The sequence below is a fragment of the Chloroflexota bacterium genome, from assembly GCA_034717495.1.
In the GTDB taxonomy this organism is placed as follows: Bacteria; Chloroflexota; Anaerolineae; order JAAEKA01; family JAAEKA01; genus JAYELL01.
Window position 1 is genome coordinate 59807 of the sequence record JAYELL010000013.1, and the last position, 20376, is coordinate 80182.

Annotated in this window: 21 protein-coding genes; 17 read left to right on the forward strand and 4 right to left on the reverse strand. The window is 58.8% G+C overall.

Annotated features, from left to right (window positions below):
• Nucleotides 1-5 precede the first annotated feature (5 nt).
• The 10 genes from U9R25_03115 (at nt 6) to uxaC (ending at nt 10969) form a co-directional block, all read left to right on the forward strand.
• On the forward strand, nt 6-1343 hold the full coding sequence (locus tag U9R25_03115) for a sulfatase (protein ID MEA3334872.1): 1338 nt from the start codon (nt 6-8) through the stop codon (nt 1341-1343).
• 7 nt (nt 1344-1350) lie between these two features.
• Nucleotides 1351-2346: a sulfatase-like hydrolase/transferase gene (locus U9R25_03120; GenBank protein MEA3334873.1), complete on the forward strand. Its 996-nt coding sequence runs from the start codon at nt 1351-1353 to the stop codon at nt 2344-2346.
• Between the two features lie 81 nt (nt 2347-2427).
• Nucleotides 2428-2808, forward strand: a complete 381-nt coding sequence (locus U9R25_03125) for a DUF4976 domain-containing protein (protein ID MEA3334874.1) — start codon at nt 2428-2430, stop codon at nt 2806-2808.
• Between the two features lie 94 nt (nt 2809-2902).
• Nucleotides 2903-4108 carry an N-acetylglucosamine-6-phosphate deacetylase gene (gene nagA, locus U9R25_03130; GenBank protein ID MEA3334875.1) on the forward strand — a complete coding sequence of 402 codons (1206 nt, stop codon included), beginning with the start codon at nt 2903-2905 and terminating at the stop codon, nt 4106-4108.
• A gap of 92 nt (nt 4109-4200) precedes the next feature.
• Entirely contained in the window at nt 4201-4989 is a 789-nt protein-coding gene (locus U9R25_03135) for a glucosamine-6-phosphate deaminase (GenBank protein ID MEA3334876.1), read from the forward strand.
• A gap of 13 nt (nt 4990-5002) precedes the next feature.
• Nucleotides 5003-6175, forward strand: a complete 1173-nt coding sequence (locus U9R25_03140) for a uroporphyrinogen decarboxylase family protein (GenBank protein ID MEA3334877.1) — start codon at nt 5003-5005, stop codon at nt 6173-6175.
• 101 nt (nt 6176-6276) lie between these two features.
• Nucleotides 6277-7266 (forward strand): aldo/keto reductase, encoded by a 990-nt coding sequence (locus tag U9R25_03145; GenBank protein MEA3334878.1) that lies wholly within the window; start codon nt 6277-6279, stop codon nt 7264-7266.
• 164 nt (nt 7267-7430) lie between these two features.
• Complete coding sequence (locus U9R25_03150; protein ID MEA3334879.1) at nt 7431-8417, forward strand: SDR family oxidoreductase; 987 nt, start codon at nt 7431-7433, stop codon at nt 8415-8417.
• Nucleotides 8418-8441: 24 nt separating this feature from the next.
• Nucleotides 8442-9500: a uroporphyrinogen decarboxylase family protein gene (locus tag U9R25_03155; GenBank protein ID MEA3334880.1), complete on the forward strand. Its 1059-nt coding sequence runs from the start codon at nt 8442-8444 to the stop codon at nt 9498-9500.
• 47 nt (nt 9501-9547) lie between these two features.
• Entirely contained in the window at nt 9548-10969 is a 1422-nt protein-coding gene (gene uxaC / locus U9R25_03160; protein MEA3334881.1) for a glucuronate isomerase, read from the forward strand.
• Nucleotides 10970-10989: 20 nt separating this feature from the next.
• Here uxaC and U9R25_03165 read toward each other — a convergent pair whose 3' ends face one another.
• Nucleotides 10990-11409 (reverse strand): type II toxin-antitoxin system VapC family toxin, encoded by a 420-nt coding sequence (locus U9R25_03165; GenBank protein MEA3334882.1) that lies wholly within the window; start codon nt 11407-11409, stop codon nt 10990-10992.
• A complete protein-coding gene (locus U9R25_03170) occupies nt 11406-11684 on the reverse strand; it encodes a type II toxin-antitoxin system Phd/YefM family antitoxin (GenBank protein MEA3334883.1) in 279 nt (92 codons plus the stop codon). Before U9R25_03170 ends, U9R25_03165 begins: the two co-directional genes overlap by 4 nt.
• Before the next feature lie 241 nt (nt 11685-11925).
• On the opposite strand from U9R25_03170, the gene U9R25_03175 reads away from it, so the two are divergent.
• From U9R25_03175 to U9R25_03205, 7 genes are all read left to right on the forward strand, one after another.
• The gene (locus U9R25_03175; GenBank protein MEA3334884.1) at nt 11926-13023 is read left to right on the forward strand and encodes a LacI family DNA-binding transcriptional regulator; all 1098 of its coding nucleotides are present in this window, start codon (nt 11926-11928) and stop codon (nt 13021-13023) included.
• A 96-nt stretch (nt 13024-13119) separates the two neighbouring features.
• Complete coding sequence (locus U9R25_03180; protein MEA3334885.1) at nt 13120-14595, forward strand: tagaturonate epimerase family protein; 1476 nt, start codon at nt 13120-13122, stop codon at nt 14593-14595.
• Between the two features lie 54 nt (nt 14596-14649).
• On the forward strand, nt 14650-15552 hold the full coding sequence (locus U9R25_03185) for a UTP--glucose-1-phosphate uridylyltransferase (protein ID MEA3334886.1): 903 nt from the start codon (nt 14650-14652) through the stop codon (nt 15550-15552).
• Nucleotides 15542-16552, forward strand: a complete 1011-nt coding sequence (locus U9R25_03190) for a galactokinase family protein (protein MEA3334887.1) — start codon at nt 15542-15544, stop codon at nt 16550-16552. Before U9R25_03185 ends, U9R25_03190 begins: the two co-directional genes overlap by 11 nt.
• 20 nt (nt 16553-16572) lie before the next feature.
• Nucleotides 16573-17415 carry an SDR family oxidoreductase gene (locus tag U9R25_03195; GenBank protein ID MEA3334888.1) on the forward strand — a complete coding sequence of 281 codons (843 nt, stop codon included), beginning with the start codon at nt 16573-16575 and terminating at the stop codon, nt 17413-17415.
• Nucleotides 17416-17449: 34 nt separating this feature from the next.
• Nucleotides 17450-18352 (forward strand): HAD hydrolase-like protein, encoded by a 903-nt coding sequence (locus tag U9R25_03200; protein ID MEA3334889.1) that lies wholly within the window; start codon nt 17450-17452, stop codon nt 18350-18352.
• A 39-nt stretch (nt 18353-18391) separates the two neighbouring features.
• Nucleotides 18392-19657, forward strand: a complete 1266-nt coding sequence (locus tag U9R25_03205) for a lactate racemase domain-containing protein (GenBank protein MEA3334890.1) — start codon at nt 18392-18394, stop codon at nt 19655-19657.
• 23 nt (nt 19658-19680) lie between these two features.
• Here the strand turns inward: U9R25_03205 and U9R25_03210 are convergent, their stop codons facing one another.
• Nucleotides 19681-20070: a PIN domain nuclease gene (locus U9R25_03210; GenBank protein MEA3334891.1), complete on the reverse strand. Its 390-nt coding sequence runs from the start codon at nt 20068-20070 to the stop codon at nt 19681-19683.
• A complete protein-coding gene (locus U9R25_03215; GenBank protein MEA3334892.1) occupies nt 20054-20296 on the reverse strand; it encodes a type II toxin-antitoxin system VapB family antitoxin in 243 nt (80 codons plus the stop codon). The genes U9R25_03210 and U9R25_03215 overlap by 17 nt, the downstream gene beginning before the upstream one ends.
• Between the last annotated feature and the right edge of the window lie 80 nt (nt 20297-20376).

Consider the following 20376-nt stretch of genomic DNA (forward strand, 5'->3'; position numbering starts at 1 on the left):
CGATCATGATCTCACCCAACATTCTTTTCCTCCATACCCATAACACCGGCCGGCATGTGCAACCCTATGGCTATGCCGTGCCGACGCCCAATCTCCAGCGGCTGGCGGAAGAGGGGGTTCTATTTCGCCAGGCCTTCAGCACTGCTCCCACCTGTTCTCCAAGCCGGGCCAGTTTCCTTAGTGGGTTGTATCCCCACACCTGTGGGATGTCAGGTCTGGCGCACCGCGGGTTCAGGATGTCTGACTATCGGCAGCATCTTGTCCATGGGTTGAGTAAACATGGTTATCACACCGTTCTATCGGGAATCGAGGCCACGACCCTGAATGTGAGCGAGATCGGGTACGATCAGATTCTATCTGACCTGGATGTGAACTACCCGCACCAGACCAGGCCATCTGATCCAGCACAGGCGGCTGCTGACTTTCTGACAAACTCGCCTCCTGAGCCCTTCTTTCTGTCAGTGGGGTTGGAGGAAACGCACCGGCCCTTTCCACAGGCTGATTCTGGCGCCTTCGTCGCTGAAGATCCGCGCTACTGCCGCCCTCCCAATGCACTGCCAGACACATCCGAAACTCGTCGAGATATGGCTAACTTCAAGGCGTCGGCGCGGATCATGGACCAGAAGATCGGCACTGTGCTGCAAGTGCTTGAAGATGCAAATCTGGTGGACGATACGCTGGTTTTCTGTTTTTCTGACCATGGCCTGCAGTTCCCGCGTCACATGGCTACTCTTAGCGACCGGGGTATTGGCGTTTTCCTGGTTGTCCGCGGCCCAGGAGGATTCCAGGGTGGTCAGGTGATCGATGCCATGGTAAGCCTGATAGACATGGTCCCCACGGTGTACGATCTGGCGGGGATTGCGCCAACCGATCGTCTGCACGGCAAGTCGCTGCGGCCTTTGGTGAACGGCGAGGTCAGCCAACTGCATGAGGTCATCTTCGCCGAGTCCAGTTACCATGCAGCCTACGAGCCCATGCGTTGCATTCGGACCGAACGCTACAAGTATATCAAGCGCTTTGACGATCGAGACGGGCCGGTGCTTGCCAACGTGGATAGGTCACCCAGCAAAGATGTCTTGCTCGATCATGGTTGGGCCGGCCAGCCCTGTCCCAGGGAGATGTTATTTGATCTCGTCTTTGATCCCAACGAAACCTGTAATCTGATCGAGCAGCCCGAATTGGCAGCCGTAGGTAGTGATCTGCGAGCCCGACTGGCTGCGTGGATGGCGGAAACCGGAGACCCTTTGTTGACCCAAACCATTGTTCCCGCGCCGCCCGGCGCCCGTATCGACGATGCGGATGCTGCCGCACCCAACACCGTGCTGTATCGATTGGAGGAATGAACCGACCATGACCCTACCCAACCTGCTCTTCCTGATCACTGACCAGCAGCAGGCCGCTACGGTTGATCCTGGCTCCATTTGTCGGACGCCAAATCTAGACCGGCTGGTGACTGAGGGTGCGTACTTCAGCCGCTGCTACACCGTTAATCCGATCTGCTCACCGGCCCGCGCCAGCCTGATGACCGGCTTGTTCCCCACCAGTCATGGCATGGTGGATGTGACCCATGCCGTGGAGCCTTACCGTGCACAGCTGTGTGATGGGTTGTCTTTCTGGCCTCAAGCATTGCAGTCCGCGGGCTTTCATACGGGTTATTTCGGCAAGTGGCATGTCGAACGCAGCAATCGCCTGGAGAAATTCGGCTTCGATGTCTACGACGTCGAGCGCTATCATCAGTTGGCGGGCCTGGTCGAACGGGATGATCAGATGTCGCCCCGTGGCGTGGTCCATCAAAAGGGCTACAAGGATTTTCTGCTGTACGGCGTTACCGATCAACCGGTCGAGCAGACTCCTGAGTATCACCTCTATAGCAGCGGTATCGAGTTCCTGCGGCAAGCCAGCCAGGAATCGCAGTCTCCGTGGGCTCTCTTTCTCAGCACAGAGGCGCCCCACGACCCCTATGTCGTGCCCAGGGCATACTACGAACGGTATGATCCTTCCGCCATACCGCTGCCAGCCAGCTTCGACGACGATCTTGGCAATCGACCCGCGCTCTATCGCCGCATTCAGCGGATCTGGCAGGAATTGGACCGAACCCAGTTCGCCCAGGCTATTGCTTGTTACTACGGCCTCTGTTCGCTGGTGGACGACCAGGTTGGACGCCTCTTGTCGGTTCTGGAGGAACTGGGACAGCTGGAAAACACCATTGTTGTCTTCACGTCCGATCATGGGGATTACATGGGCGCCCACCGCCTGATGCTCAAGGGCATTCCCGCATTCGAGCAGGCCTACCGGGTGCCGCTGATTATCCGGGGGCCGGGCATTCCGGCCGGGAAATCGGTGTAGGAGATCGTTAGCCTGATCGATCTGCCCCGTACCCTCACCCAGCTGTTGCTTGGCGAGGATTTTCCCTGCCAGGGCCGGTCATTGCAGCCACTGCTTCAATCACAAGATGCACCATGGTGCAACGAGGCTTATGCGGAGATGCAGGGACAGCGCTTTGCCTATCAGCAGCGCGTGCTCTGGCACGATAACTATAAGTACGTTTTCAACACCTTTGATGAGGATGAACTGTACAACCTGGCCGACGATCCCCATGAACTGTGCAACCAGGCCGGCGACCCACAGAATCGGCCTGTATTGGAGGAGATGGCTCGTCGCATGTGGCAGATCATCCAGGAGACCGGGGACTCGAATATGTTGAAGGCGCAGTATGGCATGTTCCGTTTTGCCCCGGTCGGTCCTGAGACGGCAGATGGCGGTCAGAGGACGACAGACCGCGGACGACAGACCGCAGACGACTGGTGATGGTCGGTGGTCAGAAGACGACAGATCGCAGGCGGCTGATGGTGGTCAGTGAACGGTGGCCTTCCGGCGGCGGTCAGCAGTCATAGGTGATGCTATGAAAATGGAAGCAGCCAGACAACTTGCCGAACCTTTTACCCTGGTGAATGGCGAGATTGTGTTTCCCGACAGCGTTGCGGTCGGGGAAGCAGTGATCGTGCGCGGTGATAAAATTGAAGCCATCGTGCCCGTGGGCCGGCTACCCAAGGCTATGGCGCGCGTCGATGTGGGTGGACGGTTGATCACGGCAGGGTTGATCGACATCCACACCCACGGTGCCTTGGGTCATACCTTCAACGAAGCGACAGCCGAGGCCTTCGAAACCATCACGGTCGAAAACGCCCGTCGTGGGGTGACTTCTCTGCTGGCCACGCCCGCCACGGCGCCCATCGACGATCTGGTAGCCTGTTTGACATTCGCCCGAGGGTGGATGGGCGAGCCGTCCGCAGGTGCCCAGGTGCTCGGCGTCCACCTGGAAGGCCCCTATTTTGCCCTGGAACAGGCAGGCGCCCAGGATCCCGCCAACCTGCGTAACCCCGACGATGGCACTCCTGACCTGTTGTTGGAACACGCCGATGTGATCGAGATGATGAGCTACGCGCCGGAACTGCCCGGCGCCCTTGAGCTAACCGCCCGGTTGGATGGCCTGGGCATCGTACCCGCGGCGGGCCACAGCATGGCCCGTGATAGCGACGTACAAGCAGCCATGGACCGGGGTCTTCGACATATCATCCATGTCTGGAGTGGTCAGTCCACAACGGTCCGGGAAGGTCTATGGAGAAAGCCTGGTCTCCTGGAGGCCAGCCTGGCCTTTGACGGTTTGACCGTGGAGATGATCGCCGACAACAAACACCTGCCAGCCACCTTGATGAAGCTGGCCTATAAGTGCGTTGGACCAGATCGCCTGTGCATTGTCTCCGACGCCACCAGCGGCGCAGGGTTGCCCGAGGGCAGTCGCTATCGAATGGGTGAGATGGTGTACGAGGTTGAAGGCGGGGTCGGCGTGATGCTGGATCGCTCCTGCTTCGCGGGCAGCACTACCTTGCTTGACCGGATGATACCGGTGCTGATCGATGCCGTCGGCGTTCCCCTGGCCGAGGCTGTCGCAATGGCAACCCTCAACCCTGCCCGCGTTATTGGCATAGACGACCGCAAGGGCAGCCTGGCACCGGGCAAGGATGCCGATATCAGCATCTTCGATGACGACTTTATTGCCTGGCGTACCATGATCGGTGGGCGTTGGGTTTTTCCCAGTAATCGGTAAACGGTATTCGGTAACCCGATTTCCAATCTACCAGTTCACCAATCTACCTACCTACCAATTTACCAACCTAACCTAGCAAATCTGGAGCCAACATGTCAAACGCACCCATAAGGGAGACACAAATCAAAAACCTACCCATCAGCATCTACGAGAGCAACGAGGCGATGGGGCGGGCCGCCGCAGCCGAGGCTGCCATCATCATCAGACAGGCCATCGAGGAAAAGGGCCGGGCCAATATCATCGTGGCTACCGGCAACTCCCAGCTTAGCTTCCTGGCCGCCCTGCGCGGGATGCCCGCAATCGACTGGTCCAAAATCAGCGTGTTTCACATGGACGAATACGTAGGCATCGATCCGCAACACCCGGCCAGCTTTCCCCTGTTTTTACACAGGCATCTGGTCGATCATGTCCAGCCCGGGGCGTTCTATCCGGTCGGAGGCCGGGCCGACGATACCGATGCCATCTGCAGGGACTACGAGGCACTACTGCGCTCGAATCCGGCCGACCTGGTGGCCATGGGCATCGGTGAGAACGGACACATCGCTTTCAACGACCCACCCTACGCCGACTTCGACGACCCGGTTTGGGTCAAGGTGGTGAAACTGGATGAAAAATCCCGGCGGCAGCAGGTTGGTGAAGGGCATTTCGCCAGCCTGGATGAGGTGCCTACCCACGCCGTCACGCTGACCATTCCGGCTCTCCTGGCACCCGAAAACGTGTTGTGCATCGTGCCTGAAGCACGCAAGGCCGAGGCCGTCCGCGATGCCCTGCGCGGCCCCATCACCGAGGATTGCCCGGCGTCCATTCTGCGCCAACAACCGAACGTGCATCTCTTTTTGGATGCAGATGCGGCTGCATTGGCATTTCCCGTGGACGCATGATGCCGGAGGATAGATGAATTCACGACAACGTCTCTTAACTACCCTCGATCACAGGGAGCCCGACCGGGTGCCCTTCGACCTGGGCAGCACCCAGGTTACGGGCATCCATGCGGTGGCCTATCGTTCCCTGCGACAGGCGTTGGGGTTGCCCGATGTCGAGCCTGAGCTATGTGATACGATCCAGCAGCTCGCGCTGCCCGATCAAGACCTGGTCCAGCGGCTCGGGATCGACACGCGCGGCCTTTACCCGCTCAATAGTCATAACTGGGGCGGCACCACGAAGGACCACGGTGATCACTGGCTCTACCGGGATGAGTGGGGCATCGTTCACCGGCGAGAGAAGCCAGATGGTCTCTATTTCAGTATCGTCCAGGTGCCATTGCCCCAGTCCGATCTGACGGCCAAGAATATCCAGGACTACCCCTGGCCCGACATGGGAGGCCGTTGGCGGGTGGCGGGGTTGCGGGAGCAGGCAGAGCGCTTGCGGGCAGACGGCTATGCCGTGGTGCTCAAGGATGCCTTCGCCGGCATCTTCGAATTCGCCCAGCGCATCGTCGGTATGGAGAATCTCTTGATGATGATGGCGCTGGACGAGTCGCTGGCCTGCACGCTGTTCGATGCCATCCTGGCATTGAAGCTGGATTACTGGCAAACGGCGCTGGACGAACTGGGAGACCCTTCGGCAGGCTCGGGAAATAGCCTGGTCGATGTGGTTAGCTATGCCGACGACTATGGCACCCAGGTGTCCCAGCTCATCTCGCCGGCCATGTTCCGCCGGCAGTTGAAGCCGCGGGTCAGACAGGTCTTCGAGCTGCAGGCCAAGCTTGCGCCCCATGCCAAACGCTTTTTCCACTCCGACGGCAATGTACGCCCCTTACTGCCCGATTTCATCGAGATGGGCGTGCAGATCCTCAACCCCATCCATATCCGCGCGACCGGCATGGACCCGGTCGCTCTCAAGCGGGATTTTGGCAATGATCTTGTGTTCTGGGGAGGTGGGGTGGACACGCAGGGCGTGTTGCCATCAGGGACGCCTGAGGAAGTCAAGGAGGACGTGCGGCGCAACATCGAGGCGCTGGCTCCCGGCGGGGGCTATGTCTTCAACACGATCCACAACATCCAGGCCGACGTGCCACCGAAAAACATCATTGCCATGTGGGAGGCGTTGCGGGAATATGGTGGTTAGTGACCACAAAGCCCCAGGGCGAAGTGTTGTGGCGCGGCAAGTGGGAGGTATCCATCGCGGCCACTCACCGCCCACCGCTTTCCACTATCAACGGAGTCATCATGAATTACAAAAAGCTTGGACACACGGACATTCTTGTTTCCCCGGTGGCCCTGGGCTGCTGGGGCTTCGTGCAGGATTTTCACTGGGGGGCTCAGGAGAACGCCCAGTCCATCGCGACCGTCTACGCAGCCCTGGACGCTGGCATCAATTTCTTCGATACGGCGGAGGCCTATGGAGACGGTCGTTCGGAGGAGGTGTTGGGTAGGGCATTGGCCGGTCGGCGCCACCAGGCTGTGGTTGCCAGCAAGGTCAACGGCGAAAACCTGGCTCCCGCCGATCTGCGGCGGTCCTGCGAGGCCAGCCTGCGCCGGCTCGGCACAGACTACCTGGATCTCTACCAGATTCACTGGCCCAACCTGGCGATTCCCCTGGCTGAAACCATGGGCGAGCTGCAGGAGCTGCAGGCCGAGGGCAAGATTCGGGCCATTGGCGTGTCGAATTTCGCGGTGGCCGGCATGCAAGAGGTGCTTCCTCTGGGTAGCATTGGGTCCAATCAACTACCCTATAACCTGCTCTGGCGCGCCATCGAGTTCGATATTCAGCCGATTTGCCAGCAGCGAGGGGTGGGCATTCTCTGCTACAGCCCCTTGATGCACGCCTTGCTGGCCGACAAGTATCCTACGCTGGCCGACATGCCCGACAGCCGCGCTCGCAGCAGGCATTTCTCCGGCCAACGGGCCCAAACCCGGCACGGTGAGGCAGGTTGCGAGGCTGAAACCATGGCAGCACTGGCGCGGATTCGGGAGATATGCCAGGAGATTGGCGAACCAATGGCCCATGTGGCCATCGCCTGGCTCATGCAACGGCCGGCCGTAACAGCGGTCATCGCCGGCGCGCGCCGGCCCGAGCAGGCGGTGGACAACGCCGAGGCTGCCCGGTTGGTTCTCAGCCCGGATGTCGTGCAGGCACTGGACGACGCCACAGAAGAGGTCAAACAATGCCTTGGGCCCAACCCAGATATGTGGCAGTCGCAGTCGCGGTTTTACTAACTGGAGTTACGCAGGTAACAATGTGCTCAGAAGGCGGCGGACGGCTTTCAGAAGACCGCAGACGACGGACGGCGGACCGCTTCCAGAAGACGGCGGTCGGTGGTCCGTGGTCGGCAAGGTAGCGCTCTAACTGCGTAACATGAGTTACTGAAGAGGATTCCATTATGAAAGTTCTGTTCATTGGCGGCACCGGTATCATCAGCTCGGCCTGCACACCCCTGGCTGAGGAGCGGGGAGTCGACCTGTATCTCTTGAACCGAGGCCAGACCGATCGACCCGTGCCCGAGGGTGTGACGGTATTGCATGGCGATATCCGTAGCCCCGACACTGTGGAGTCAGTGCTCGACGACCACACCTTCGACTCGGTGGTGAACTGGATTGCTTTTACACCGGAGCACGTGCAGACCGATATCGAGCTCTTCCGCGGTCGCACAGGGCAGTATGTCTTCATCAGCTCGGCCTCGGTCTACCAGACCCCACCGGCCAGCCTGCCGGTCACCGAATCGACCATGTTGGATAATCCTTTTTGGGAATACTCCCGGCAGAAGATCGCCTGCGAGGAATTGTTGGTGCGGGCCTATCGCGATGAGAAGTTTCCCATGACCATCGTGCGTCCTTCCCATACCTATGATGCCCGCATGATTCCGATCTTCGGCGGCTACACGGCCCTGCACCGCATGATGCGAGGCCAACCTGTGATCGTGCCTGGCGATGGCACATCCCTGTGGACGCTGACCCATCACACCGATTTTGCCAAAGGCTTCGTGCCCTTGCTGGGCAATCACCGAACCATTGGCGAGGCCTACCATATTACCTCCGACGAGTGGCTGAGCTGGAATCAGATCACCCGAATCCTGGCCGATGCTGCGGGGGTCGAGCCCAGCCTGGTGCATGTGCCGTCCGAGTTGATCAATGCTTTTGACCCTGATTTGGGTGCCGGGCTGTTGGGCGACAAGCAGCACAGCATGATCTTCGACAACAGCAAGATCAAACGGTTGGTGCCCGATTTTGCCTGCATCATTCCATTTTCTCAGGGCGCCAGGGAGATGGTTGCCTGGCGTCTGGCCGATCCGGCTCGACAGATGATGGACGACGGGATGGATGCATTGATGGAGCGGATCATAACCGCGTTCAGGATGGCCTGGCCATAAATCACACCGAATAACGAGACAAGCATGAATACGTTGCCCTCACCTCTTCTTGTGCCCATCGAACTGGTTTTCAATCCCAACTGGTGGTACCGGACCGCTGGCATCAGCTTCGACAAAGCCTTTTATTTCGATCCTGACACCCGCATTGGCGATGATGTCACGATGCGCCGGGTGCTGTATGAACGATTCGGTGATCTGGGTATGGGAGAAGCCAACCCCCAGCCGCGGCCGGTGATCGGCTCCATGCACGTGGCCGGAGGATTCATCATTCCGGCGCTGCTGGGCGCAGAAATCCAGTTTGAGATCGATGCCGCGCCCCAGCCGCTACCACAACAACTGACTGCCGCCGGGATCGATGCCTTCGAAGTCCCCGATTTCCGTACCACCTGGCCAATGAACGAATTGATTGCCCAGATGGACGCCCTGGAAGCGACGTGGGGATATGTGCTCGGCGACATGAACACCGATGGATTGCTCAACACCGCCTATCACTTCTATGGCCAGGATTTGTTCATGGACTTTTACCTGGCGCCGGAGCGGGTCAAACGATTCCTGGAACAGATCGGTGGATTGATCGTCGATGTGGCCAGCTACCTGCGGGAGCGCACTGGCACCTGTTCGGTCTCCGTCAACCGCATGGTGGCGCATGTGGATCCGGCCATGTTCTTCCATGCAAACTGTTCGGTGCAGATGATCTCTCCCAACAGTTATCGGGAGATGCAGTTGCCCATCGAACAGGGCATGGCACAACGCATTCAACCCTATGGCATCCACCATTGCGGCGATAACCTGCATCAGATCGCGCCGGTCTATGCCGAGTTGCCATTGCGCATGGTGGGCGTGGGTTGGGGCTCTGACGTGGCGGCGGTGCGGGAGGCCTTGCCTGATACATTCCTCAACCTGCGCTTGAGTCCCATCCGCATGCTGCGGGCCACGCCTGAGGAGATCGCTGCCGACACCGAGCAATTGCTGCACGCCGCGGGTTCGCTGGACCGGGTGGGTCTCTGCTGCATCAACATGGACTACGGCACCCCGGACGAAAACATCTTTGCCATGGCCCGGGTGGCCGAACGCTTCCGTTAGCGTTGACAATTGGCAATTGACTATTGACCATTAAATCGAGGCTTCATATGACCACACCCCAGTGGAATCTTTCCCCCGACCGCTTTTTCGATCCCGATCCCGGTCAGCGTGCGGTGGCCCGCGAGCTGTATGAAACCGTCGCCGCCCTGCCGTTGATCTGTCCCCATGGTCACGTGGACCCGCGTGTCTTCGCCGATCCCGATTATGACTTCGGCACACCCACCCAGATGCTCATCATTCCCGATCATTACGTCTTCCGTATGCTCTATTCCCAGGGCGTTCCATTGGAGGATCTGGGTGTGCCGCGGGTGGACGGAGGACCGGTAGAAGGAGATCACCGCAAGATCTGGCAGATCTTCGCTGAGAACTTCTACCTCTTTCGGGGCACCCCCACCGGCACCTGGCTGGCCGCGGAGTTCGCCGAGGTCTTCGGTATCCAGGAAAAGCTGAGCGGCGAGACGGCCCAGGCTATCTACGAGCAGATCGCCAAAAAACTGGCATCGCCCCAGTTCCGCCCCCGGGCGCTGTTCGAGCGCTTCAATATCGAGACGCTGTGCACCACCGACGCGGCCACCGACCAGCTGGAGGCGCACCAGGCCATTCGCGATGGCGATTGGCAGGCCAGGATCCTGCCCACCTTCCGGCCCGATGCAGTGGTGAATCTGGACAGTGCCGGCTGGCACGGCCACGTCGAGACCCTGAGCCAGGTCAGCGGCATCGATGTCGGTTCCTACGCCAGCTTCATCCAGGCGTTGGAGCAACGGAGGGCCTATTTCAAGTCCATGGGTGCCCGGGCCACCGATCACGCAGCCTTGACTGCTTACACTGCCCCCTTGAGCTTAGCCGAGGCCGAGGCTATCTTTGGGCGGGCCTTGAGCGGCCAGGCGACCGACGAGGATTCCCGGCGTTTCACCGGCCACATGATGATGGAGATGGCCCGCATGAGCATCGAGGATGGCCTGGTGATGCAGTTCCACGTGGGCTCTCTGCGAAACCACAATCAGGTCATTTTCGATCGCTTCGGGCCGGACAAAGGATGCGACATCCCGGTGGGCAGCGAGTTCACCCGTAACCTGCGCCCCTTGCTCAATAGATATGGCGACGATCCGCGGTTGATCCTGATTCTCTTCACTCTGGACGAGACCGCTTACGCCCGGGAGTTGGCGCCCCTGGCAGGCCATTATCCAGCGCTGTTGTTGGGTCCCCCCTGGTGGTTCCACGACAGCGTGAACGGCATGAATCGTTTCTTCGATCAGGTGATGGAGACGGCTGGCTTATACAACACCGCCGGTTTCAATGACGATACCCGGGCCTTTCCCTCGATTCCGGTCCGGCATGACGTGTGGCGTCGGGCAAGTGCCAACTGGGTGGCAGGATTAGTGGTACGGGGCATGGTGGACGAGTTGGACGCGCAGCGTATGGTCTACGACCTGGCCTACGGGCTGGCTAAACGGGCCTATCGATTATAGCCGCCGACGGTGAACCGAGATCATCCCAGCCAGTTCTCCACGGCCAGGTCCCGAAAGAGAGCAAAGTCGTCAAGATTGATTGTGACCAGCACGAGATTGTTGGTTTTGGCAGTGGCGGCTATCATCCCATCGGCAAAGGGAGGGGTCTTGCCCAGAGCAGTGAGACGGGCGCGTTCTGCCGCATGCCAGTCGGCGGCCGCGTGGTCGTAGGGCAAGATCGGAACGCCTGGCGCCACCACCTGGACCAGGTAAGCCTCGATGGCTTGCCGTCTGGCGGAAGGCGCCAAGCGATAGCAACCAAACCACATCTCATGCCAAACCACGGCGGCTATGGCGATTTTGTCCTGGTGACGTTGCAGATGCTCCAGGACTCCCCTGTTTGGCTCAGGCCGCAGTGGTTCAGACAGGATGTTCGTGTCGATCAGGAAACGTAGAGTCACCAGCTCGTCTCCCGGCCCGGGGAGCGGTCTCGCACTCCCTCGAAAATCGCAGGCTCGATGGCCAGTTGCGCCAGGTCGACTTGGTTTCGAAACGCTTGATAGTTTTCCCAGAACTGGGTCCTGCCGGCCGCCAGGCGTTCGTACTCTTCAATGGAAAGCAGGATCGCCACCGGCCTGCCTCGCCGGTTGACCTGGATCAGCGGCGTGGTCTGCAGGTCGTGAACTATGGCGGCGAAGTGGTTTCGGGCTTCGGCAATCGAGTATTCTTTGATCATGTTTGTCTCCAGATGGCTATCTAGATGGCTATTTTATCAGATGCTGTTTGTTCTGTCAAAGGGAGTCTCACCAAGCCGATCTGGAAACACTGCCGGCCGAATAAAGTGATACATCTTGACAGCTTGCAGTGGATATGGTATTCTGATCGTGAGCGGTCACGTGACCGCTCACGACAACAGGAACTCAAGACCCTTCCGGTTCGAACCGGAAGGGTCTTCAACCGCACCAGGATCGGTCGCAGTGAACAACCGAGTCACTATCGAGGATGTTGCCAAGGCTGCCGGCGTCTCCCGCCAGACGGTCTCCCGTGTCCTCAATCACAAGTCAGATGTCAGTGACGAAACCCGCCACCGTATTCTGCAGATCATCGACCAGCTGGGCTACCGGCCCAGTCGCATCGCCCGAGGCCTGGCCACCGATCGCACCGGCACCTTTGGCCTGGTTTTTCCCGATGTCGCCAATCCCTATTTTGCCGAGATCGTGCGCGGTGCCGAGGATGTGGCCCGCGAGCGCGACAACAGTGTTTTTCTCTGCAACACCGACGAGAATCCCCAACGGGAGCTTACAGCCCTGCGTTCGCTGGATGCCCAACAGGTGGATGGCATCCTGTTATGCAGCCCACGCCTGAACGATGACGAGCTGCGCAGCCTGATTCCCCGCTTGCCCCCCCTGGTGCTGGTGAACCATCTGCTGCGTTTCAATAGGCGACCGGTTGCCAACGACCGGTTGTCAGGCTCAGGGCAACAGCTTTCTCCGGCGTCGACAGAGCAGGCCACTGGGCAGAAAGGGGTGATGGTCAGCGCTGTCCTGGTGGATGATGGCGCGGGTTCAGCTGCGGCTGTCAAACACCTCTGGGCGCGCGGGCACCGCCATATCGGGCTGCTGGCCGGGCCGTCGATCTCCCACAGCAGCCAGCGGCGCATACAGGGGTATAGCGAACAGCTTGTGGCCCTGGCCGACCATGTCGATTCAGCGCTGATTCGCTACTGTCAGGCAACAGCAGCCGGAGGGCAGCAGGCAGCCGCTGTCTTGCTAACCGATCATCCGGAGATAACGGCGCTGGTCACCTACAATGATCTGGTGGCAGCCGGCGCCCTGCGGGCCTGTCGGACGTTGAACCGTCGGGTGCCCGAGGATGTGGCCATTGTCGGCTGCGACGATATCTATATGGCTTCGTTGGTCACACCAGAGCTGACTACCCTGCGCGTCTCGGGTCGGGCGTTGGGGCAGGAGGCCATGCGACTACTTCTTAGCGATCTGGCTGCCGGCAACGGAACCGACCGGTCCAGGGAAATCTGGATGCGACCCACCCTGGTGGTGCGGGAGTCGGCGCCATGAGCGATGGCAAACGGATGGATGTGCGACCTTTGCGACCCTGCGATTGTTCAAATTAGCATCGCAGAGGTTTGAGAACAGGTAATGGAGCGGATGAATATGAGTGAACTCCCGACTTTGGCAGGATTCGTGGCCTATCCCCGATCGGCGGCCACTATCGGCAGTGCGACCGCTTTTCTGGTTCGTGATGCGGTCAGCGACGTGAAAAGGCTGGCACTGGTGGCAGAGGCTGACGATCCGGTGTTGAATGCATTCGACGGTGAGCGAAGTGAACTGGATGGCCGGGTCCTGCTGCTTTGCGAAATGACCCCTGGCAATGCGATTTGCCTGCGCGAAGCCCTTTCCTGGCTGCGACCCCAACCCCTGGGCCTCAGGACCTCGGCCGGCTGTGGCGATCGGCTTGGTCTGGCAACGCCCGGCCACGTGCGGGCCATGCGCAACGCCCCGGGCGTGATGCCGATCTATGCCCAACAGTCGATCCGCGAGAATGCCCGTACTGGCCGCAGCCCCCAGGAGGTGGTGGATGATGCCACCTGGGGCGTTTTCCAGGAAGGGTGGCGTGAGGGCTACGGTGCTGATGCCGACCATCTGAAGACCACCGATGACGCGGACGTGACCGTTGCCGCCGGTTATACCTTTTTCACCGTCGATCCTGGCGATCACGTAGACGACGAGGCACATACTGCTCCCCTGGATCTCTTGAGGGAGAAATACGAGCAGTTGCCATGGGAAACCCTCGATTCCTCCCCCGATGCCTTGCGCTCCCTCTATCTCGGACGCAGCTATGACCTGGAGGGACTTCAGCTGGCCTTTGATGAAGAGAGTCTGCTACGGGCTGCCGCTAAATATGCCCGAGCCACTGTCCATGCTGCTCGCATGTATCGCCACCTGGATGAAACGATCGTCGACCGTACCTGGGAACTGGAGGTTTCCGTGGACGAAACGGCAACGCCTACTTCCCACCTGGAACACCTGTATATCGCCTCCGAGCTGAAGCGCCTGGGCGTTCGCTGGGTGAGTCTTGCTCCCCGCTACGTGGGTGACTTCGAAAAGGGCGTAGACTACATCGGCGACCTGGACATTTTCCGAACGGACTTTGCCGGCCACGCGGCCATTGCCCGCGCTCTGGGACCCTACAAGCTCAGCTTGCATTCGGGATCTGATAAGTTCAGCATCTATTCCATCGCTAATGAGGAAACGCACGGTGTGGTTCATCTGAAGACTGCCGGTACCAGCTATCTGGAGGCACTGCGGGCCATTGCCCGGGTGGAACCCGATCTGTTCCGCGCCATCTATGAATTGGCCTTCCTTCGTTACGACGAGGATCGAGCTACCTACCACGTTTCGGCGGAAACTGATCGGGCGCCCCGTCCAGAGGTCGTGCCCGATTCGGTTCTGCCCGATGTTCTCGACCAGTTCGATGCGCGGGAGATGTTGCATGTCACCTTTGGCTCGGCCCTGGCGCGCTACGGCGATCAGATCAAGGCAGCGCTGATTGCCAACGAGGAAGCTCATTACGCGGCCATCGAGACCCATTTCGACCGGCACCTGGCACCCTTTGCGGGCCGGTCGTAGGGGTTAAAAGGAGATTTAGCTCCCGCGAGTTCCCATGTTTAACCAGGAGTTACCATGACTAAATCCATCACAAGAGCTGTCATCCCGGCAGCAGGATTGGGCACGCGGCTGCTGCCGGCGACCAAGTCCCAGCCCAAGGAAATGCTACCCGTAGGCCGCAAGCCCACCATGCAGTATGTGGTGGAGGAGCTACAGGACGCCAATCTGCGCCAGATGCTGATTATCACCGGGCGCCGCAAACGAGCCCTTGAGGACCATTTCGATCCTGACCCGATGCTCATGGCAGCACTGGAGCAGGCCGGCAATGAGGCACTGCTCGATGACCTCCAGTTCGCTGAGAGCAATGTCCGTTTCTTCTTCACCAGGCAGAGTCCGCCCAGGGGATTGGGTCACGCGGTGTTGCTGGGTGCTGAATTCGTGGACACCGATAATTTCGTCGTGGCCTTGGGCGATTCCCTGATCGCCGGCGAGGATCCCGCCTCACCCCTGCGCGCCATGATGGACGCTCACCTGTCGCTGGGTGGCGCCGCTGTGGTGGCCGTCGAACAGGTGTCCCAGGAGGAAACCTATCGTTACGGCATCGTCAGCATCGGGGGCGCTGCGCCGCCTCCGGGCGAACCTGTGCTGATGAACGGTATTGTCGAAAAACCGGGGCGGGGCAACGCCCCGTCAAACCTGGCGGTGGCAGCCCGTTATGTCTTCAGCCCGGCAATCTTTGAAACCCTGCGCCGTACCACGCCCGATCGCAAGGGTGAAATCCAACTGAGTGATGCCATTCGATTGCTCATTCAGCGGGATATGCCGGTTTATGCCTGGTTGTTGCCGCCGGAAAATCGTCGCTACGATGTGGGTAACTTCGAGAGCTACTTCCGGGCTTTCATTGACTTTGCCCTGGCCGATGAGCGCTATGGCTATCTGCTACGCCAGTATATCAAAGAAAGGGCTTATGAGCTCTAAGCAGGGCAAACTGACGGCATCCGCGCCCGGCCGGGCAGGGATCATCGGAAATCCCTCTGATATGTATGGTGGCTCGGTGCTTGCCTGTTCGCTTCCGATGCGGGCGTGGGCAATACTGACCCCTGCATCCGGATTAACCCTGGTCACCGATGGCCAGGAATGCGAGATTGGGAACTGGGATGACCTACGGCCGGCCGGAGACCTTTTCGACATCGCCAAGGCTGTATTGCGCTATATTCAACCGCGGCCTTTGGCCTGTCGTATCGAATATGGCAGCGATATTCCGAGGCACAGCGGCATGGCCGGTTCCACTGCCCTGATGGTTGCCCTTCTGAACGTCTTGTTGACCTGGCAGGGTCGGCGCCTGGGACGGTATCAGCTTGCCGAGATGGCCCGTTACATCGAACTGAACCACCTTCGGGTCGTCTGTGGCTATCAGGATGCCTACATGACCACCTTTGGTGGCCTGAACTACCTGGATTTCCGCGGCAAACAGTTTTATCGCCGGGCGGAGGCGGAATTGTTCGCCACTGTGGAGTCGCTGAATCCCTTTGTGGAGCAACTGCCCTTCGTCCTGGCCTACACCGGTGTGGCCCATTCCTCGGGCGCTGTTCACAAGCCGATTCGGGAACGGTGGCTGGAGGGGGAGCAAGAGGTCGTGGCAGCGTATGATCGTATCTCCGAGTTGGCTCGGATGGGCAAAAAAGCCATTTTGCAGGGGGATTGGCGGGAACTGGGCCAATTGATGAACGAAAACCACCGTATTCAGCGCGACGTGGGCGGCTCGGGTTTGTCAAATGAGCGGTTGATTGAGGCTGCTCTGGACGGTGGTGCGCTGGGCGCCAAGCTGGCTGGCGCTGGCGACGGCGGGACTATCATCGCGTTGTTTCCCAACCTCGACGACCAGGCCCTGGAATTGGCATTGATGGCCGCCGGTGCAGAGGCAATCTATCACCTGGCGCTTTCCGAGGGGACTACGGTTACGGAAGAGGATATCTGAGCAAGGAGTATTGATCGCAAATGGATCTTCAAGAACTCAAAAAAACCTATGACTTCAGCGGAAAAACGGTAATCATCACCGGCGGAGGTGGCGTTCTCGGTGGTGAAATGGCATGTGCCCTGGTTGGATGCAACGCCAACGTGGCTATTCTGGACCGGGACCTGGGCCTTGCCAAGCAGGTGTTTCATCGCATCGAGATGATGGGAGATGTCAAGGGCAAAGCTGCCGTGGTTTATGCCGATGTGCTGGAAATGGGAACTCTGGTACGGGCTGTCGAGACGATTCGCCAGGAATTCGGCAACGTTCATGCCCTGATCAACGCGGCCGGTGGTAACCGCCCCGAGGCCACTACCAGCGCCGACCTGCAGTTTTTTGACTTGCCCATCAGTGCCATGCAATTCGTGTTTGAACTCAATATCCTGGGCACGATTCTGCCCAGCCAGGCCTTTGGCCGCGTCATGGCCGAACAGAACGAAGGTGTCGTCTTGAATATGTCTTCGATGAGCGCCTTCCAGCCCTTGACCCGCGTGCCAGCCTACTCTGCGGCCAAGGCGGGTATCAACAGTTTTACCCAGTGGCTTGCTGTCCACATGGCACAGGAGTATTCACCGCAAATCAGGGTGAACGCCATTGCGCCAGGTTTCTTCCTGACCCATCAGAATCGTTTTCTGCTGACCGATGAGGAGACTGGGGAACTGACCGATCGGGGGCGCACCATTATCGAACATACGCCAATGGGTCGTTTTGGTGATCCCGTCGATCTGTTGGGCACCGTACTTTGGCTTCTTTCAGACGCGTCGGCCTTTGTCACCGGTGTGGTTGTGCCCATCGACGGCGGCTATTCGGCGTTCAGTGGCGTGTAGAGAGGTAGATTTTTTCATAGACTGGAGACCAATCATGACAGACTATCCCGAAGCAGCTCGGCCTCTGGCGGAGCTACAGCCCAAACATAAGTTTTTCGTCGGTATCGACTCCGATGGCTGCGCGTTTGACACGATGGAAGTCAAACACAAGGAGTGTTTCATCCCCAACATCGTGAAGTATTGGGAGCTGGCAGCCGTTTCCAAATACGCCCGCGAGGCAGCCGAATTCGTGAATCTCTACTCGCGCTGGCGCGGCATCAACCGCTGGCCCGCGCTGACCATGGTCTTTGACCTGCTGGAGCAGCGTCCGGAGGTGCTTGCCCGCAGTGCAACGATTCCGAAAGCGAGCAAGGTTCGGGCATTCATCGATCAGGATATCTATCCCCACAGCAACGACGGTCTGGCCGCCTACATGGCGGAATACCCTGATCCGGAATTGGATCGCGCCTGGGCATGGACCACCGGGGTCAACGCCACGGTTGGTGAAATCGTCCACGGGGTGCCGCCATTTCCCTTCGTCCGGGAGAGCCTGGAAATGATGTCTGGCAGGGCAGACATGGTAGTGGTCTCGGCTACGCCGGTCGATGCCCTGTCACGCGAATGGCACGAACACGAGATCGCTCCCTACGTGCGCGTGATCGCCGGTCAGGAGATGGGGAAGAAGGCCCAACATCTGGCGCTGGCAACCGGTGGTGGCAAATACCAGCCGGGCCATGTATTGATGATCGGTGACGCTCCCGGTGATATGAAGGCTGCGAAGGCCAACGATGCCCTTTTCTACCCCATCAATCCCGGACACGAAGACGCCTCATGGCAGCGTTTCTACGAGCAAGCCTTCGATAAATTCGTGGCTGGCGAGTATGCCGGCGCTTATGAGCAGATGCTTATCGACGAGTTTCTGGCATATTTGCCCGAAATTCCCCCGTGGAAGGGGTAAGATTCGCATATTCATTCACTTCCTGGATAGGAGGGCCCCATGGTCATTGGCAAAGGTTATGTAGATGGTTACCTGAGCGAAGCGGAAATCCGCGGGTTGATGGCGCAGGCACTTGACCCGATGCCTCTCGAAGGCAAAAGGATTCTGGTCATAATCCCGGATGCGACGCGCACGGCACCCATTCCCTTGTGTTTCCGTTTGCTTCACGAGTCGCTTGCCGGACGGGTGGCAGCGCTGGACTATCTGGTGGCCCTGGGCACCCACCAGGCAATGAGCCCAGAGGCGCTCAATGAACTGGTTGGCGTTACGGCGGCGGAACGAGCCACGACTTACCCAGGCGTGCAGCTTTTTAATCACCGTTGGGATCTGGAGGGCACCTTGATCTCTATCGGTATGATCGGGGCAGACCAGATTGACGATCTCACGAGCGGTCTCTTTGCCCAGGACTTGCCCGTGACTGTCAACCGCCTCATTTTCGACTATGACCAGTTGATCGTTTGCGGGCCGACCTTTCCCCATGAAGTGGTTGGGTTTTCCGGGGGAAACAAATACTTCTTCCCTGGCATCTCCGGTCCGGAGGTGATCAACTTCACCCATTGGGTAGGTGCAATGATCACCAGCTATGAGGTGATTGGCACTAAAATGACCCCGGTCAGGGCGATAATCGACCAGGCTGCGTCTATGATCGATTTGCCCAAAATTTGTTTCAGCATGGTGGTCAAGGGAGATAGCCTGGCCGGGCTTTACATAGGCGCCCCGGAGCAAGCCTACAGTGCTGCTGCTGACCTGTCCAATGACCTGCACGTTGTCTGGGTGGATAAACCCTTTCAACGGGTACTGTCGGTGATGCCGAGAATGTACGACGACATCTGGACGGCAGCCAAAGGCATGTATAAGATGGAACCAGCCGTCGCCGACGGTGGTGAAGTGATCATCTACGCGCCCCACATCGATGAAATCAGCTACTCCCATGGTGCGGTCATCGATGAAGTGGGCTATCATGTGCGTGATTACTTCGCGAAACAGTGGGATCGCTTCAAGGACTATCCCTGGGGCGTTCTGGCTCATTCCACCCACCTGCGAGGAATCGGGACTTACGATGTCGAGAGTGGGGTAGAAAGGCCACGGATCCAGGTAACTTTGGCTACCTCTATCCCGCGCGAACGCTGTGAGGCGGTCAATCTTGGCTACATGGATCCCGACTTGATCGATCTTGAGGAGTGGAAGAATCGAGAAGATGAAGGCATGTTGCTGGTACCGAAAGCCGGAGAAATGTTATATCGAGTAAAACCGGAGGTTGGTTAATTGACAGGGTGAGGTGTTGCAGATCACGCTTCCATCGAGCCCAGATCGACAAAGTGGGAGAAATCCCGATCAGCGTGGAGCAGCGGCACTCGATTCTCGATGCACCAGGTAGCGATCAGGCAGTCGATGGTCTTGCGTACGGTGATGCCCCGGCGGCGTAGTTGCCGGTGGTTGGCAGCGCTCTGGCGGGCGATTGCCTCTCCGACAAGTGGTGCGACGGAAAGGGTTCGTAGAACGGATTCGACCTGGAATCTCTCCGACTCACGGATGCCTTGCAGCAGTTCAGCCAGGATCAGGTCACCGATGAGAAGTTCCCGGTCTTCGGCGATCAACTGCTTTAGTCGTTGAGTTGAGGGTGTTTGGTGGCCGCGAAAAAAGGCGATCATGACCGAGCTATCAATCAGCGTCGACATCGTAGTCAACCTTGTCATCGTCATCGGCGATGAACCGCGATGTCCGCATCTCGTCCAGATCACCTTCCCAGTGGACAGCACCCTCCAGGGTCAAGAGTTCTCTCTGGCGTTTGATGCGCACCAGGGTTCGTAACGCCTCGTCAATAACCTGCCGCTTGGTCTTGATACCGGTTAAGCGCATGGCTTCGGCCACCAATTCATCGTCTAAAACAACGTTGGTTCGCATATGGACCTCCAAGGAGTGTGTATAACCGTGTGTGATTACACACATCCATCTATCATTTGTCAACAGACTAGGAGAAACAG

What these genes read in the sequence shown, in the direction of transcription:
- U9R25_03155 (MEA3334880.1), top strand. Translation starts at nt 8,442, where the DNA reads ATGAATACGTTGCCCTCACCTCTTCTTGTGCCCATCGAACTGGTTTTC.
- U9R25_03215 (MEA3334892.1), bottom strand. Translation starts at nt 20,296, where the DNA reads ATGCGAACCAACGTTGTTTTAGACGATGAATTGGTGGCCGAAGCCATG.
- U9R25_03145 (MEA3334878.1), top strand. Translation starts at nt 6,277, where the DNA reads ATGAATTACAAAAAGCTTGGACACACGGACATTCTTGTTTCCCCGGTG.
- U9R25_03180 (MEA3334885.1), top strand. Translation starts at nt 13,120, where the DNA reads ATGAGTGAACTCCCGACTTTGGCAGGATTCGTGGCCTATCCCCGATCG.
- U9R25_03200 (MEA3334889.1), top strand. Translation starts at nt 17,450, where the DNA reads ATGACAGACTATCCCGAAGCAGCTCGGCCTCTGGCGGAGCTACAGCCC.
- U9R25_03185 (MEA3334886.1), top strand. Translation starts at nt 14,650, where the DNA reads ATGACTAAATCCATCACAAGAGCTGTCATCCCGGCAGCAGGATTGGGC.
- U9R25_03170 (MEA3334883.1), bottom strand. Translation starts at nt 11,684, where the DNA reads ATGATCAAAGAATACTCGATTGCCGAAGCCCGAAACCACTTCGCCGCC.
- nagA (MEA3334875.1), top strand. Translation starts at nt 2,903, where the DNA reads ATGAAAATGGAAGCAGCCAGACAACTTGCCGAACCTTTTACCCTGGTG.
- U9R25_03115 (MEA3334872.1), top strand. Translation starts at nt 6, where the DNA reads ATGATCTCACCCAACATTCTTTTCCTCCATACCCATAACACCGGCCGG.
- U9R25_03190 (MEA3334887.1), top strand. Translation starts at nt 15,542, where the DNA reads ATGAGCTCTAAGCAGGGCAAACTGACGGCATCCGCGCCCGGCCGGGCA.
- uxaC (MEA3334881.1), top strand. Translation starts at nt 9,548, where the DNA reads ATGACCACACCCCAGTGGAATCTTTCCCCCGACCGCTTTTTCGATCCC.
- U9R25_03150 (MEA3334879.1), top strand. Translation starts at nt 7,431, where the DNA reads ATGAAAGTTCTGTTCATTGGCGGCACCGGTATCATCAGCTCGGCCTGC.
- U9R25_03195 (MEA3334888.1), top strand. Translation starts at nt 16,573, where the DNA reads ATGGATCTTCAAGAACTCAAAAAAACCTATGACTTCAGCGGAAAAACG.
- U9R25_03120 (MEA3334873.1), top strand. Translation starts at nt 1,351, where the DNA reads ATGACCCTACCCAACCTGCTCTTCCTGATCACTGACCAGCAGCAGGCC.
- U9R25_03135 (MEA3334876.1), top strand. Translation starts at nt 4,201, where the DNA reads ATGTCAAACGCACCCATAAGGGAGACACAAATCAAAAACCTACCCATC.
- U9R25_03205 (MEA3334890.1), top strand. Translation starts at nt 18,392, where the DNA reads ATGGTCATTGGCAAAGGTTATGTAGATGGTTACCTGAGCGAAGCGGAA.
- U9R25_03210 (MEA3334891.1), bottom strand. Translation starts at nt 20,070, where the DNA reads ATGTCGACGCTGATTGATAGCTCGGTCATGATCGCCTTTTTTCGCGGC.
- U9R25_03140 (MEA3334877.1), top strand. Translation starts at nt 5,003, where the DNA reads ATGAATTCACGACAACGTCTCTTAACTACCCTCGATCACAGGGAGCCC.